This is a genomic window from Bacillus sp. LQ01, assembly GCF_057624735.1.
The window spans coordinates 2,073,129-2,089,287 of record NZ_JBYEZL010000001.1 but is presented as its reverse complement, the minus strand read 5'-3'; the positions used below and the strand labels follow the sequence as shown (position 1 = coordinate 2,089,287).

Annotated in this window: 10 protein-coding genes and 1 other annotated feature; all 10 genes read left to right on the top strand. The window is 35.5% G+C overall.

Going from position 1 to position 16,159, the window contains the following annotated elements; all coding sequences use genetic code 11:
* The first annotated feature begins 144 nt into the window (after positions 1 to 144).
* Positions 145 to 1,221: a bifunctional 3-deoxy-7-phosphoheptulonate synthase/chorismate mutase gene (locus AC22L0_RS10965; protein WP_001273575.1), complete on the top strand. Its 1,077-nt coding sequence runs from the start codon at positions 145 to 147 to the stop codon at positions 1,219 to 1,221.
* Positions 1,222 to 1,230: 9 nt separating this feature from the next.
* Positions 1,231 to 1,450: a binding site (T-box leader), on the top strand.
* A gap of 53 nt (positions 1,451 to 1,503) precedes the next feature.
* Complete coding sequence (aroC, locus tag AC22L0_RS10960) at positions 1,504 to 2,676, top strand: chorismate synthase (RefSeq protein WP_001269429.1); 1,173 nt, start codon at positions 1,504 to 1,506, stop codon at positions 2,674 to 2,676.
* 18 nt (positions 2,677 to 2,694) lie between these two features.
* Positions 2,695 to 3,795 (top strand): histidinol-phosphate transaminase, encoded by a 1,101-nt coding sequence (gene hisC / locus AC22L0_RS10955; protein ID WP_087966997.1) that lies wholly within the window; start codon positions 2,695 to 2,697, stop codon positions 3,793 to 3,795.
* Positions 3,788 to 4,888 carry a prephenate dehydrogenase gene (gene tyrA / locus AC22L0_RS10950; protein ID WP_087966999.1) on the top strand — a complete coding sequence of 367 codons (1,101 nt, stop codon included), beginning with the start codon at positions 3,788 to 3,790 and terminating at the stop codon, positions 4,886 to 4,888. Before hisC ends, tyrA begins: the two co-directional genes overlap by 8 nt.
* A gap of 17 nt (positions 4,889 to 4,905) precedes the next feature.
* The gene (aroA, locus tag AC22L0_RS10945) at positions 4,906 to 6,195 is read left to right on the top strand and encodes a 3-phosphoshikimate 1-carboxyvinyltransferase (RefSeq protein ID WP_000664630.1); all 1,290 of its coding nucleotides are present in this window, start codon (positions 4,906 to 4,908) and stop codon (positions 6,193 to 6,195) included.
* Positions 6,196 to 6,320: 125 nt separating this feature from the next.
* Complete coding sequence (locus AC22L0_RS10940) at positions 6,321 to 7,481, top strand: GNAT family N-acetyltransferase (RefSeq protein ID WP_118414618.1); 1,161 nt, start codon at positions 6,321 to 6,323, stop codon at positions 7,479 to 7,481.
* 288 nt (positions 7,482 to 7,769) lie between these two features.
* Positions 7,770 to 8,336: a TetR/AcrR family transcriptional regulator gene (locus AC22L0_RS10935; RefSeq protein WP_061666510.1), complete on the top strand. Its 567-nt coding sequence runs from the start codon at positions 7,770 to 7,772 to the stop codon at positions 8,334 to 8,336.
* A 211-nt stretch (positions 8,337 to 8,547) separates the two neighbouring features.
* Complete coding sequence (locus AC22L0_RS10930; RefSeq protein ID WP_139894532.1) at positions 8,548 to 11,664, top strand: MMPL family transporter; 3,117 nt, start codon at positions 8,548 to 8,550, stop codon at positions 11,662 to 11,664.
* Between the two features lie 312 nt (positions 11,665 to 11,976).
* On the top strand, positions 11,977 to 13,602 hold the full coding sequence (locus AC22L0_RS10925; protein WP_000633864.1) for an ABC-F family ATP-binding cassette domain-containing protein: 1,626 nt from the start codon (positions 11,977 to 11,979) through the stop codon (positions 13,600 to 13,602).
* A gap of 527 nt (positions 13,603 to 14,129) precedes the next feature.
* Entirely contained in the window at positions 14,130 to 16,103 is a 1,974-nt protein-coding gene (ltaS, locus tag AC22L0_RS10920) for a lipoteichoic acid synthase (RefSeq protein WP_000808774.1), read from the top strand.
* Positions 16,104 to 16,159 lie beyond the last annotated feature (56 nt).

Genomic DNA, 16,159 nt, shown 5'->3' with positions numbered 1-16,159 from the left:
AGTTCATGTCTTTGTATGAATTATTAGTTTAAAATAAGAAGAGGTATCGATTCCACTATAAATTTGTATAATTAGTCAGTTCAGAAAATAGAGAATTTTTTATTCTCTTACTATACTTTTAAAACATTAGAGGAGGATTTCCAAATGGCAAATCATGAATTAGATCAATTACGTAAACAGGTAGATGAAATTAACTTACAACTATTACACCTTTTAAACAAACGTGGTGAAATTGTTCAAAAAATTGGAGAGCAAAAGCAAGTACAAGGTACGAAACGCTTTGATCCAGTACGTGAGCGTGAAGTACTTGATATGATTGCAGAGCATAACGAAGGACCATTCGAAACATCAACAGTTCAACATATTTTCAAAACGATTTTCAAAGCAAGCTTAGAGTTACAAGAAGATGATAACCGTAAAGCGTTACTAGTATCACGTAAAAAGAAACAAGAAAATACAATTGTTGATGTAAAAGGTGAATTGATTGGAAACGGAACACAAACGTTCATCATGGGACCTTGTGCAGTAGAAAGTTTAGAACAAGTTCGTCAAGTGGGGCAAGCGATGAAAGACCAAGGCTTAAAATTAATGCGCGGTGGTGCATTCAAACCGAGAACTTCTCCATATGATTTCCAAGGTTTAGGAGTAGAAGGACTTCAAATTTTACGTCAAGTAGCAGACGAGTTTGACTTAGCAATTATTAGTGAAATTTTAAATCCGAACGATGTTGAAATGGCATTAGACTACGTTGATGTAATTCAAGTTGGCGCACGTAACATGCAAAACTTCGATTTATTACGAGCTGTAGGTAAAGTTAACAAACCAGTATTATTAAAACGTGGATTAGCAGCAACAATTGATGAGTTCATTAACGCAGCGGAATACATCATTGCGCAAGGTAACGATCAAATTATTCTTTGTGAGCGCGGTATCCGCACATACGAAAGAGCAACACGTAACACATTAGACATTTCTGCAGTACCAATTTTAAAGAAAGAAACACATTTACCAGTTATCGTTGATGTAACACATTCAACTGGACGCAGAGATTTATTATTACCAACAGCGAAAGCGGCACTTGCAATTGGCGCAGATGCAGTAATGGCTGAAGTTCATCCAGATCCAGCAGTTGCATTATCAGATTCTGCACAACAAATGGACATTCCAGAATTCCATAGATTCATGGATGAGTTAAAAGGTTTCAAAAATAAATTATCTTAATTCCATATCATATATGCATTGAAGAGGAAACAGTAGTGCTTATCTCACTGTTAAAGAGAGCTGATGGTCGGTGTGAATCAGTACAAAGGTAAGCATGAATTACAGCCTTGGAGCATCTTTCCCGACAACTTTTGGAGGGTAAGACGGTCGAACGATCGTTAAAGAAGAAGAGAGGTAGACGAAAGAAGTCTACAACTAGGGTGGTACCGCGATAAACATCGTCCCTACTGAGCGCTCAGTAGGGACTTTTTTGTACAAAAAAATAGTAAAGGGGCAAGAGAAATGAGATACATTACAGCTGGAGAATCACATGGACCGCAGTTAACAGTTATTTTAGAAGGTGTACCAGCAGGTTTGACACTTACGGCGGAACATATTAATAAAGAATTATTAAGAAGACAAAAAGGTCATGGACGCGGAAGACGTATGCAAATTGAAACAGATACAGTTGAAATTGTAAGTGGTGTTCGTCACGGGATGACACTTGGATCACCGATTACGTTAATTGTAAAAAATGATGATTTCAAACATTGGACGAAAGTAATGGGTGCAGAGCCAATTTCGGAAAAAGAAAGTAAAGACATGAAACGTACAATTACAAAACCACGTCCCGGACATGCAGATTTAAATGGAGCAATTAAATATGGTCATCGTGATATAAGAAACGTATTAGAGCGGTCATCTGCAAGAGAAACGACAGTTCGTGTAGCTGCTGGTGCAGTTGCAAAACAAATTTTAAGCGAATTAGGCGTGGGAATTGCAGGACATGTTCTTGAAATTGGTGGAGTAAAAGCAAAACATATTTCAAACTTATCAATTGAAGAAATTCAAACAATTACTGAAAACTCACCAGTTCGATGTTTAGATAAAGAAGTAGAGCAAGAAATGATGAATGCGATTGACAACGCAAAAAGTAGTGGAGATTCAATCGGTGGTATTGTGGAAGTCATTGCAGAAGGTATGCCGATTGGCGTTGGTAGTTACGTTCATTACGATCGTAAATTAGATGCAAAACTTGCTGGTGCAATTATGAGTATAAATGCATTTAAAGGTGCTGAAATCGGCGTAGGTTTTGAAGCGGCACGACAACCAGGAAGCAAAGTGCATGATGAAATTCTGTGGGATGAAAAAAAAGGATACACGAGAAAAACGAATAATGCCGGCGGTTTAGAAGGTGGTATGACAACAGGTATGCCAATTATCGTAAGAGGCGTGATGAAGCCAATTCCTACTTTATACAAACCGTTAGCAAGCGTTGATATTGATACGAAAGAAGCATTCCAAGCGAGTATTGAAAGATCTGATAGTTGCGCTGTACCAGCAGCGGGTGTAGTAGCTGAATCTGTTGTGGCATGGGAACTTGCAGATGCACTAGTCGAACAATTCGGAAAAGATCGTATGGAATTATTAAAACAAAACATTATGCAACACAATAACTACGCAAAAGAATTTTAATAAAAAGGTGGGTTTAACGTGCAAGTAAAAGATCAACTATCATCATTACAACCATATAAACCAGGTAAATCACCAGAACAAATGAAAGAAGTGTACGGAGATCATTTGTTTGTGAAATTAGCATCGAATGAAAATCCATTTGGTTGTTCACCGAGAGTTTTAGAAGAGTTGCAAAACTCTTGGTTGGAACATGCTTTATATCCTGACGGAGGTGCTACAACGCTCCGTCAAACAATCGCAGATAAGTTGCATGTGCAAATGGAACAAGTACTTTGTGGTAGTGGTTTAGATGAAATCATTCAAATGATAAGCCGCGCCGTATTACGAGCGGGAGATAACATTGTAACAGCAGGTGCAACATTCCCGCAGTACCGCCATCATGCGATTATTGAAGGGTGTGAAGTGAAAGAAATTCCTTTAAATAAAGGTGTATACGATTTAGACGAAATTTCGTCAGCGGTAAATAATAATACGAAAATCGTATGGATTTGTAATCCAAACAACCCGACGGGCACATATGTGAATGAGCAAAAATTAACTCAATTTATTGAAGGCATTAGTGAAAATACGTTAATTGTCATTGATGAAGCGTACTATGAATACGTAACAGCAAAAGATTTCCCTAAGACATTACCGCTTTTAGAAAAACATAAAAACATTCTTGTACTTAGAACGTTTTCTAAAGCATACGGATTAGCTTCTTTCCGCGTTGGATATGCGATCGGACAGGAAGAGCTAATTGAGAAATTAAATGTCGTACGTTTACCATTTAACGTATCTTCATTAGCGCAAAAAGCAGCGACGATTGCTTTTGGTGATGACGAGTTTATTAAAGAAATAGTTCACATGAATACAGAAGGATTACAGCAATACGAGAGTTTCTGTAAGGAAAACGGTATACCATTTTATTCGTCACAAACTAATTTCATCTTCTTACCGGTAGATAATGCTGGAGAGATTTATGAAGCTTGTGCACATGCAGGATTTATTATTCGTCCGTTCCCGAATGGTGTCCGTATTACAGTTGGAACAAGGGAGCAAAATGAAGGGGTGATTTCAGTGTTAAAACAACACTTTGAAAATAAAAAAAATAAGTCTCGAGATGAGGCAAATGCGTAAAAAGGTAGTATTAATTGGAACAGGTTTAATAGGAGGCTCTCTCGCATTAGCAATTAAGAAAGAGCACGATGTAACGATAACAGGGTACGATATATTTAAAGAGCAAGTAGAGCGTGCAAAAGAATTACACGTAGTAGATGAAATAGGAGTTGATTTACAGCGTGCATGTGAAGAGGCACATTTAATTGTTTTTGCTTCTCCAGTTGAAGAAACGAAGAAGCTATTACACAAACTTGCGTCATTCCGTTTACGAGAAGATGTTATAGTGACTGATGTTGGTAGTACAAAAGGGTCTATTATGAACGAAGCGGAAGCTTTATTTTCAAAGGATGTTTCTTTCATTGGTGGACATCCGATGGCGGGTTCTCATAAAACGGGAGTTGAAAGTGCAAAGGCACATTTATTTGAAAATGCATTTTACATTTTAACACCAATGAATCACGTGCCAAATAAACAAGTGGAAGACCTTAAAGTATGGTTAAAAGGAACAGGGTCACATTTTCTTGTTTTAAATACGGAAGAACATGATTATGTAACAGGGATCGTTAGTCATTTTCCGCACCTTATCGCAGCAGGTTTAGTAAAGCAAGTTGAGAAACATGCAGGAGATAATCCGCTCATTTATCAACTAGCTGCTGGAGGTTTCAAAGACATTACACGTATCGCATCTAGTAGTCCAAAAATGTGGAGTGATATTGTAAAGCAAAATCGAGAGCATTTAATGGTATTATTAAAAGAGTGGATCTCTGAAATGGAAGATTTATATAAAACAGTTTCTACCGGAGATGCAGGCGAGATTCAAAACTATTTTGCAGGTGCGAAAGAATACCGTGATTCTTTACCAGTAAGAAAGAGAGGGGCAATTCCTGCCTATCACGACTTATACGTCGATGTATTAGATAAGGTGGGGGCATTGGCTCATATTACGAGTATTTTAGCGCGCGAGGAAATTAGTATTACAAACTTGCAAATATTAGAAGCGCGTGAAGGACTGCTTGGGGTATTACGTATTAGCTTCCAAAGGGAAGAAGATCGTATGAAAGCAAAGCTAGCGCTTGGAGAAGAAGAATACCAAACTTATGAAACAATTTAAATGAGAAGGTGAAAAACGTGAAAGAAAGAACAATACAACCCGTTAATAACGGATTGAATGGTAATATTACAATCCCAGGTGATAAATCCATTTCACACCGTGCTGTTATGTTCGGTTCTATTGCAGAAGGGAAAACAACAATTAAAGGTTTCTTGCCCGGTGCAGACTGTTTAAGTACGATTTCATGTTTTAAAGAAATGGGAGTAGAAATTACGCAAAACGGTGATGAGGTTACTGTAGTTGGTAAAGGATTAGAAGGTTTACAAGAACCGAAAGCTGTATTAGATGTTGGTAATTCTGGTACAACAATCCGATTAATGTCAGGTATATTAGCTAACACACCATTTTTCTCTTGCGTACAAGGTGATGAATCTATCGCAAAAAGACCGATGAAGCGTGTAACAAACCCATTAAAACAAATGGGCGCAAACATAGACGGCCGAGAAGAAGGAACATTTACACCGTTAACAATACGTGGCGGAGATTTAAAAGCAATTGAATATATTTCTCCTGTTGCAAGTGCACAAGTAAAGTCGGCTATTTTACTTGCAGGTCTTCGTGCAGAAGGTGTAACAGCTGTTACAGAACCACATATTTCACGCGACCATACGGAAAGAATGCTTGAAGCATTTGGTGTTAAAGTAACTCGCGAAGGGAAAACAGTGAAGCTGTCAGGTGGACAAAAATTAACAGCAACAGACATTCAAGTGCCAGGTGACGTATCATCAGCAGCGTTTTTCTTAGTAGCAGGTGCAATCATCCCAAATAGTAAACTAGTATTACAAAATGTAGGAATGAATCCAACCCGTACAGGTATTATTGATGTTTTAGAAAAAATGGGTGCTACGTTCACTGTAGATCTAATTAACGAAGGGGCATCGGAACCAGCTGCAAATATTACAATCGAAACATCTTCATTAAAAGGAATTGAAATTGGCGGAGATATTATCCCTAGATTAATCGATGAGATTCCTGTAATCGCATTAGCGGCAACGCAAGCAGAAGGAATTACAGTAATTAAAGATGCACATGAATTGAAAGTAAAAGAAACAAACCGTATTGATACAGTCGTTGCTGAATTAACGAAACTAGGAGCTCGCATAGAAGCAACTGATGACGGTATGATCATTTACGGAAAATCAGCTCTAAAAGGCAATACAGTAAATAGTTATGGTGATCACCGTATCGGAATGATGCTTGCAATTGCTGGTTGCCTGGCAGAAGGAAAAACAATTATTGAAGATGCAGAAGCAGTAGGTGTATCATATCCTACATTCTTTGACGAACTTCAAAAATTAGCTAAATAAAAAGGATGGAAAGCAGATACGTGATGTATCTGCTTTTTTTGTTAAAACGTCCTTGTAGTTTCACTTACCGAACTATAATAGTAAGAATTATGATACAATTCAAACAGGGAATGGAGGAGAATTATATGAATGTCATACAATTAAAAGAAGATAAGTTCAGAGAAGCATTACGTTTATCAGAATACGCTTTTCAATATAAAGTAGATGAGGAACGATTACAGCAGCAACTTACAAAGATGAAGGAAAGTCATGAAATATACGTCATTATGGAAGGGGAAGACTTAGCTGCAAAACTACACCTCATTCCGTTTCATATTTACATAGGTAAAGAAAAATTTAAAATGGGTGGCGTTGCAGGAGTAGCGACGTATCCAGAGTACAGAAGAAGTGGGTATGTAAAAGAGCTACTTCAACATTCACTTCAAACAATGAAAAAAGATGGCTATACAGTCTCTATGTTACATCCATTTGCTGTTTCATTTTATCGTAAATACGGCTGGGAACTTTGTGCGAATCTACTCAAATGTCATATAAGTAAGAGCGATTTAGTGATGAAAAAACAAGTAAATGGTACTGTGAAACGTTTTAATAAAGAAAATCATCCAGAAGAAGTCGAGAAGCTCTATGAAGCATTTGCAGAACGTTTTTCATGTATGTTAGTTCGAGAGAAGAACTGGTGGTTACAAGCGGTTTATGATGATTTAACATTAGCGATTTACTATGATGAAAATAAAAAGGCAGCAGGTTACATGTTATACAAAATAGAAAACTATAAAATGACAGTAGAAGAATTTGTACCACTGCATAATGAAGCACGAAATGGTCTGTGGAACTTTATTTGTCAGCATGATTCTATGATTAAAGAAATTGAAATGACAGTAAGTGAAAGCGAACCGTTATTATATTCATTGCAAGAGCCGCGCGTGAAGACAGAAATAAAACCATATTTTATGGGAAGAATTGTAGATGTAGAGCAGTTCTTAAAACAATATGAGTTGAATTGGAGCAATGTACAGCAAGAAGTGATCCTAAACATTACAGACGCATTTGCTCCGTGGAATAACATAACAGTGAGACTTGCAAATCATGAAATAACAATAATAAAAGAAAAAACAATAGATAAAGGCATCAAACTGGATATAAACGAGTTATCTACAATAATGTTCGGCTATAAACGTCCGTTACAACTGAATGAATTAGAATTAATTAGCGGAAGTGAAGAGGAAATACAAGCGTTTGAGAAAATAGTTCCGGTACGAGAAGCATTTATTTATGATTTCTTTTAAGTTTTCAATAGAAAATTGGGCTGCCCAAAAACAATTTTTGGGACAGCTTTCTCTTTGGTTGTCGGTAAGTCGATATATCCTGAAAATCGCTGATATAATTGGAGATGCGCCGATATATTCTGAAAATCGCTGATATAATTAGACTTGCGCTGATATATTCTAATAATCGTTGATATAATTTTTTCACTAAAACGTAACTATACTTTGTCACGCACTTGACTTTTAATCCATGTAATTTATAATTAAAAACGGAATGAATTTTCATTCCTGGAAATAGAGGTGGAAAAAATGGCTAAAAACAAACAAGAGGATATTTTTGATGCTGCGATGCAACTTTTTGCAGAGCGTGGTTACGATGGTACGACAATTCCAATGATCGCTGAAAAGGCAAAAGTCGGTGCGGGTACTATTTATCGCTATTTTGAAAATAAAGAGGCACTTGTTAACTCATTATTTTCAAAAAGTATGTTAGAGCTTTCTGAAATGATAAAAACGGATTTTCCTGTTGAAGCAAATATTCGTGAACAGTTTAGTCATACGTACAACCGTTTATTTGAATTTGCGAGAAACAATGTAGATGCTTTTTTATTTACAAATTCTCACTGTGATAGTTATTTTCTTGATGAACAGAGTAAGAAAATATTTGATGATTTTATAGGCTTCTTTATGAATATTATTGAAGATGGAATCGCAAAAGGTTTTCTTCGTCCATTGCCTCCAGTTGCTTTAATTATTATTGTATATCAACCGCTAGAAAAATTAACGAAAGTAATTGCAACAGGGCAATTAGAATACTCGAAAGAGTTAGTAAAAGAATTAGAAGAAAGCTCTTGGAATGCTATTAGAATCATTTGATTCTATAGCTTTATAAGGAAAGGAATGAATATTCATTCCTAAATAGATTTAAAAAATGAGAGTAGGAGAGGGGATTTGCGTAACTAAGGGAATGAACATTCATTCCGGAAAGACTAGTTTAATAGGATTTACAAAATAATGTAATAGAATAATAGGAATGAACGTTCATTCCGTTACTAACGTGAAACTTTCAAAACGGGAGATGATTCAAATGAGCAAGTTAAAAAGTTGGAGAAGTTTATCTTTTCTATTATGGATAGTTATTACTATTACAATGGTCGTAACGATGCCTAATATGGATCAATTAGTGAAAGAAAAAGGGAAAATTACAATCCCTAATACAAAGCAAAGCAGTATTGCTGACAAGATGATGAAAGAGATGGATAAAGAAGGGGTTGAAAAGTATGAAATTATAGCCGTTTTTAATAGTGGCAATAAGGCAGCTTTAACAGATGAACAAAAAAAGGAAATAACAAAAACAATCAACGCCCTGCAAACTGAAAAAGAGCAATTAGGAATTAAGGAAGTTGTTTCACATTTAGACAATAAAGACTTGGAGAAACAATTAGTTTCTAAAGATAATACGACTATTTTAACGCAAATATCGATAGATAAAAAACATGGTGAAATATCAAAAGTTTCAAATAATATTCATGAAAAAGTGCAAACGAAAGGGGTAAAAACGTATTTAACAGGAAGTGACTTAATAGCGGGTGATTTTCTTAAATCCTCTCAAGAGGGAGTGAAAAAGACAGAAGTTATTTCAATCATTTTCATTCTTGTAGTATTAATCCTCGTATTCCGTTCACCAGTTGTTCCAATTGTTTCTCTTCTTACAGTTGGTATATCGTATTTAGTTTCAATGGGGATTATTGCCCAGCTTGTAGATCAATTTAATTTTCCATTCTCAAACTTTACACAAGTGTTCGTAGTCGTCGTCCTGTTTGGGGTAGGAACAGATTATAACATTTTATTATATACGAGGTTTAAAGAAGAATTAAGTAAACAAGAAAATGCATTTTTAGTTACGAAAGAAACATTCAAATCAGCAGGTAAAACTGTATTATATAGCGGAATAGCGGTGCTAATTGGTTTTGCATCACTTGCTTTAGCAAGTTTTAAATTATATCAATCTACTTCAGCGGTAGCAATTGGTGTTTTAGTATTATTACTCGTATTAACGACTTTAAATCCATTTTTCATGGTGCTTTTAGGAAAAGGAATGTTTTATCCAGTTAAAACATTTAAAGGTCATGAGGATAGTCGCTTATGGGGATTCTTTGCGAAAAACTCAGTAGCAAGGCCATTTGTCGCTTTAATCATCGTATTCGTAATATCGATTCCTTTCGTATTAAAATACTCTAATACACTTAATTACAATGATTTATTTGAAGTGGATAATAAATATGAATCCAAGATGGGTATTAACGTAATAGAGGATCATTTTCCGCCTGGTTTCTCTTCACCGAGTACATTAGTCATTCAATCTGATAAAAAGCTGGATGAAGGAACTTCTCTACAAATTTTAGACGAATTAACTGATAAAATTTCGAAAGTTAAAGGTGTGTCAGAAGTATATGCACCAACACGTCCAACTGGTGAGAAGATAAAAGAATTATATTTAAATAAGCAAGCGGGAGAATTGAATACAGGATTAGGAGATGCCGATGGTGGCATAAAGGAAATTAATGATGGATTAACAGATGCGAAAAATAAAATGGGAAGTAATGATTCAAATAGTCTTGCGAATGTTCAAAAATTAATTGATGGAACGAACGAGGCGAAAAACGGGGTATCAGCATTAGGAACAGCTTTACATCAATTATCAAATGGCATAAACGACGGTGCACAAGGAGCACAGCAAATTGAGAGTGGTTTAGCTTCAGTAAACGAAAATATAAATGTTCTATCTAATGCAACGTCGCAGCTGCATGCTGGTTATGCACAGTTAGAAAAAGGTTTAAACTCTTACGATCAATACTTCGGAAGTATTTCTCAAGCGATTGATGGTGCGAAAAAGGGATATGAACAAATTGAAATGTTAATGACCAATTTCGTTCAAACGAAACCAGAATTAGCGAATGATCCAAACATACAACAAACGATAGGAATTGCTAAAGAGGCTCAAAAGAAATTAAGCGTACTTTCAAATGAATTAAATCAATTAGCAACACAGCACAAAACGGCGATGAGTTCATTTAAAGAAGCGAATCAATCGTTACTGAAAGTGGATAAAGGCTTAAAAGAAATGAGCAATGGAGTTAATAAGTTACAAAAGGGAGCAGCCGATCTTAAAAATGGATTAAATGAAGGTTCTTCAGGTTCAAAACAAATTGCAAATAAATCAGTTGAGTTACAATCTGGATTAACGAAAATAAACGATGGGCAAGGACAACTTTTAACGGGCCTTAAAGACCTGCAAGAAAAGATGGGGCAATTACAATCCGGTTTATCTAAAAGTACAGAAGGGCTTGGAAAAGTAAGTAATGGCCTGCATGACGCACAAAAATATTTAGGGGAGCTCAATGAATCGAAGAGCTCTGCGAAGTTTTATATTCCAAAAGAAGTGCTAGAGGGAGAGGATTTCCAAAAAGCATTGAACACGTACATGTCACAGGATAGAAAAATTGCTAAAATGACTATCATTTTAGATGTAAATCCGTATTCAAAAGAAGCGATGCCAATTATTCAAGAAATCAATAAAACAATCGATGGCACTGTAAAGGGAACGGAATTACATGATGCGAAAACAGCAATTGGCGGAACAACAGCTAGAAACGTTGATTTAAAAGAAGTAACAGGGCAAGATTTCTTATGTACAGCTACAATTATGTTAATTGTAATTGCGATTGTATTAATCGTAATTACACGCTCATTACTAAACACAATATTTATTATTGGCTCATTACTATTAGCGTACTTCGCATCACTCGGTATAAGCGAACAAATTAGTGCACATGTATTACATGTAGATTCATTAAGCTGGAATGTTCCATTCTTTAGCTTCATTATGATTGTCGCTTTAGGAGTGGATTATAGTATTTTCGTAATGATGCGCTATAACGAGATAGAAGGGGATTCGGTAACGAAAATTGTAACTGCATCTCGTCATATAGGAGGAGTTGTATTATCAGCTGCGCTAATTTTAGGCGGGACATTTGCAGCATTAATTCCATCAGGTGTATTAACACTTATACAAGTTGCATCAGTAGTTGGCGTTGCACTTCTTCTATTAGCTTTAATTGTGATGCCGATATTATTACCGGCGTTAATAGGGTTAACGAGTAAAATGAAGAGTTACAAAGAGAAAATAATAAATACGAAATAAGAAGAGACTGTAGGGAATGATTTCTCTACAGTTTTTTCGGTATATAATATTTCAGATGAAAATGAATCCGATATATTACAGAATGAGCAGTGAAAGGTTATATGAGAAAGAGGTCGATGATATACATACAATAGCTAGGGGAATGGACAAAAACTATCCGATTTCATTGTAGAAAGGTAATCAACCGTTGCTATTCATCCAGCTTCTACTATATAATAGCTATAGTCTACAATAATTGAGTCGTAATATGCGATTTTTTAAGACAATCGGTGAGAAAACGCTGAAATAAGCGGTATTAGTAGGAGGACACAAATGATTACAGTAAGTAACGTTAGTTTGCGTTTCGCGGATCGCAAATTATTTGAAGATGTTAACATAAAATTCACGCCAGGTAACTGCTACGGTTTGATCGGAGCAAACGGTGCTGGTAAATCTACATTTCTAAAGATTTTATCTGGAGAAATTGAACCATCAACAGGTGACATACATATTACGCCAGGTGAGCGTCTAGCAGTATTAAAACAGAACCACTTCGAATATGAAGAGTTCCCAGTATTAGAAACAGTAATTATGGGTCACACGCAACTTTACAAAGTAATGCAAGAGAAAAATGCTATTTACATGAAAGAAGACTTTAGTGATGAAGATGGAATGCGCGCTGCTGAACTTGAAGGTGAGTTCGCTGAGCTTAACGGTTGGGAAGCTGAGTCAGAAGCTGCAATTCTTCTTAAAGGTTTAGGTATTGGTGAAGATCTTCATGATAAGAAATTGTCAGAATTAACTGGGGCAGAGAAAGTAAAAGTATTACTTGCTCAAGCTTTATTCGGTCAACCTGATATTCTATTATTAGATGAGCCTACCAACCACTTGGACTTAAAAGCGATTCAATGGTTAGAAAACTTCTTAATGAACTTTGAAAACACAGTTATCGTAGTATCCCATGACCGTCACTTCTTAAATAAAGTATGTACGCACATGGCTGACCTTGATTTCGGTAAAATTCAACTTTATGTTGGTAACTATGACTTCTGGTATGAGTCAAGCCAATTAGCTTTAAAATTAACACAAGATGCTAATAAGAAAAAAGAAGAGAAAGTAAAAGAGTTACAAAACTTCATTGCACGCTTTAGTTCAAACGCTTCTAAAGCGAAACAAGCAACTTCTCGTAAAAAATTATTAGACAAAATTACATTAGACGATATTAGACCGTCATCACGTCGTTACCCATTCGTTGGCTTCACACCTGAGCGTGAAGTAGGAAATGACTTATTAACTGTTGAAGGTCTTTCTAAAACAATTGATGGTGAAAAAGTGTTAGATAATGTGTACTTCACTTTAAATAAAGGTGATAAAGTTGCATTTATCGGCCGTAACGATATTGCGATGACAACATTATTTAAAATTCTTATGGGTGAAATGGAGCCGGATAGCGGTTCATTCAAATGGGGTGTTACAACCTCTCAATCTTACTTCCCAAGAGATAACTCTAAGTACTTTGAGAACAGTGATTACAACTTAGTTGAATGGTTACGTCAATTCTCTCCACAAGATGAGTCTGAAAGCTTCTTACGTGGTTTCTTAGGCCGTATGTTATTCTCAGGTGAAGAAGTTAAGAAGAACGTTTCTGTATTATCTGGAGGCGAAAAAGTTCGTTGTATGTTATCTAAAATGATGTTAAGTGGTGCGAACGTAATCACACTTGACGATCCAACGAACCACTTAGACCTTGAGTCAATCACAGCATTAAACAACGGTTTAATTGCATTCAAAGGTACAATCTTATTCACATCTCATGACCATCAGTTCGTGCAAACAATTGCAAACCGCATTATCGAAGTAACACCAAACGGTGTAATCGATAAAGAGGCTACTTATGATGAGTTCTTAGAAAATGAGGAACTTCAAAAACAAGTAGATGCAATGTACAAAGGTCAATAATATATAATGAAAAAACTCGTTCTTTTTAGAGCGAGTTTTTTTGTCGAGAAAACGTAACATCGCTGGTCGGTCAAATGAATAATTATTCAAATATAATATTAATGAACAGGAGAATTCTTTCATGTATGGAAGGGATGTAATGACTTTAAGATTTAAAGAGTTAGTTGAAGAAGGGAAATGTAAGTGGAGTAATATAATCAAATCGTATTATTTTGTCATGTGAAATATGTACCAAATTTGGAGATAGAATAGTTTGCGAATGAGTTTATAAAGGTATATAGTATGGGGTGTCATAATTAGTGGATGAATCTTGGGAGAAAACAGGAAATGTTACAAATTTATTTTGTTAAATAGAAACCAAGGTCAAAATGTCTAGAAAGAAATAGTTGAATAAATACTAGCTTCAAATTATAATTACTAATATTCTTCATATAGTTAAATAAAGATAATCTATTTGAAGAAGAAAATTTGAATAGAGAGACAGACTTATAAAAAATAAGCCTTGGATGATCAAAAGAGGTGGAGAAATGAAACAGTTCTTATTAAAGAGCAAAAGTGTGTTAAGCAATCATTTTGGATTCTTTCTGTTTGCCGTTATTTTATTGTGGCTCAAAACATATGCAGCTTATGTAACGGAATTCAATTTAGGAATTTCAAACACAATCCAAAAATTCTTGCTGTTTTTTAACCCGCTTAGTTCAGCAGTTCTATTTTTAGGACTTGCATTATTTGCAAAAGGGAAACGATCTTATATTTGGTTAATTATCATTAATTTGTTATTGTCGATTCTTTTATACGCAAACGTAGTATACTATCGCTTTTTCAGTGACTTTATTACGTTCCCGACATTAACACAAACGAATAACTTTGGAGATTTAGGTGGTAGTATTCTTGCGTTGCTACATCTTTATGATCCATTATACTTCTTAGACACGATTATATTAATTGTGTTAGTCGCAACAAAATTTGCAAATCCAAAACCAATTCGTGTTGCGAAGCATAAATTATCTCTAGTATTTGTAGTAGGTATTTTATTATTCAGTGTTAACTTAGGTCTTGCAGAGTCTGACCGTCCTGAATTATTAACAAGAACGTTTGACCGTAATTATATTGTGAAATATTTAGGTGCATACAACTACACAATTTATGATGGAATTCAAAGTGCGAAAGCATCAACAGAACGAGCATTAGCGGATGGCGATAATATGACAGAAGTACGAAATTATTTAACATCAACTTATGCAAGTCCAAATCCTGAGTATTTCGGTAAAGGAAAGGGAATGAACGTAATTTACATTCATTTAGAGTCATTCCAAAACTTCTTAATTGATTACAAATTAAATGGTCAAGAAGTTACACCGTTCTTAAACTCATTTACAAAAGATGCGAATACACTATACTTTGATAACTTCTTCCATCAAACAGGACAAGGGAAAACATCTGATGCGGAGTTTATGTTAGAGAATTCAATGTTTGGCTTACCGCAAGGTTCTGTCTTTACAACGAAATCTCATAATACGTATCAATCAGCACCAGCTATTTTAGGACAACAAGGATACACATCAGCAGTATTCCACGGTAACTACAAAACATTCTGGAACCGTGACGATATTTATAAATCATTTGGTTTTAATAAATTCTTTGATGCGTCATACTACGATATGAATGAAAAAGACGTAGTAAACTACGGATTAAAAGATAAACCGTTCTTTAATGAATCTATTCCGTTATTACAAACGTTGAAACAACCGTTCTATACAAAGTTTATTACGTTATCGAACCATTTCCCTTATCCAATCGATAAGGCAGAAGCAACGATTGAACCAGCAACAACAGGTGATTCATCAGTAGATACGTACTTCCAAACAGCACGCTATTTAGATGAATCTGTAAAAGGCTTCATCGATTACTTGAAACAATCTGGTTTATATGATAACTCAATTATTGTTATGTACGGAGACCATTACGGTATTTCAGATAATCATAATGCAGCAATGTCAAAAGTAATGGGTAAAGAAATGAACTCATTTGAAAATGCACAGTTACAACGTGTACCATTAATCGTTCGTGTACCAGGAGTGAAAGGTGGCGTACAACATCAATACGGTGGTGAAATTGACGTTCTTCCAACGCTATTACACTTACTAGGTACAGATACAAAGAATTATGTTCAATTCGGTTCTGATTTATTATCACCAGATCATAAACAAGTCGTTGCGTTCCGTAACGGTAACTACGTAAGCCCAACAGTTACTGCACTAAACGGCAAATACTATGATACAACTACTGGAAAACCTGTAGAATTTACAGATGAAATAAAGAAAAATGAACAAATGGTTCAAAACTCACTAAAATACTCTGACCAAGTCGTAAATGGTGACTTATTACGATTCTACACACCGGAAGGATTCACTCCAGTAGATCGTTCGAAGTATAACTATAACAACCGTGATAAAAACAAAACGAAGGTAAAAACGACTCCGGAAGGGGAAGCTAAATAAATAATAGAAGGCGCTATTCATATGAATAGCGCCTTTTATTTGTAAATATACCATCA

Bases quoted from the DNA above. Each gene is read 5' to 3' on its own strand.
- tyrA (WP_087966999.1), top strand. From the start codon at position 3,788: ATGCGTAAAAAGGTAGTATTAATTGGAACAGGTTTAATAGGAGGCTCT.
- AC22L0_RS10925 (WP_000633864.1), top strand. From the start codon at position 11,977: ATGATTACAGTAAGTAACGTTAGTTTGCGTTTCGCGGATCGCAAATTA.
- aroC (WP_001269429.1), top strand. From the start codon at position 1,504: ATGAGATACATTACAGCTGGAGAATCACATGGACCGCAGTTAACAGTT.
- AC22L0_RS10935 (WP_061666510.1), top strand. From the start codon at position 7,770: ATGGCTAAAAACAAACAAGAGGATATTTTTGATGCTGCGATGCAACTT.
- AC22L0_RS10940 (WP_118414618.1), top strand. From the start codon at position 6,321: ATGAATGTCATACAATTAAAAGAAGATAAGTTCAGAGAAGCATTACGT.
- AC22L0_RS10965 (WP_001273575.1), top strand. From the start codon at position 145: ATGGCAAATCATGAATTAGATCAATTACGTAAACAGGTAGATGAAATT.
- ltaS (WP_000808774.1), top strand. From the start codon at position 14,130: ATGAAACAGTTCTTATTAAAGAGCAAAAGTGTGTTAAGCAATCATTTT.
- AC22L0_RS10930 (WP_139894532.1), top strand. From the start codon at position 8,548: ATGAGCAAGTTAAAAAGTTGGAGAAGTTTATCTTTTCTATTATGGATA.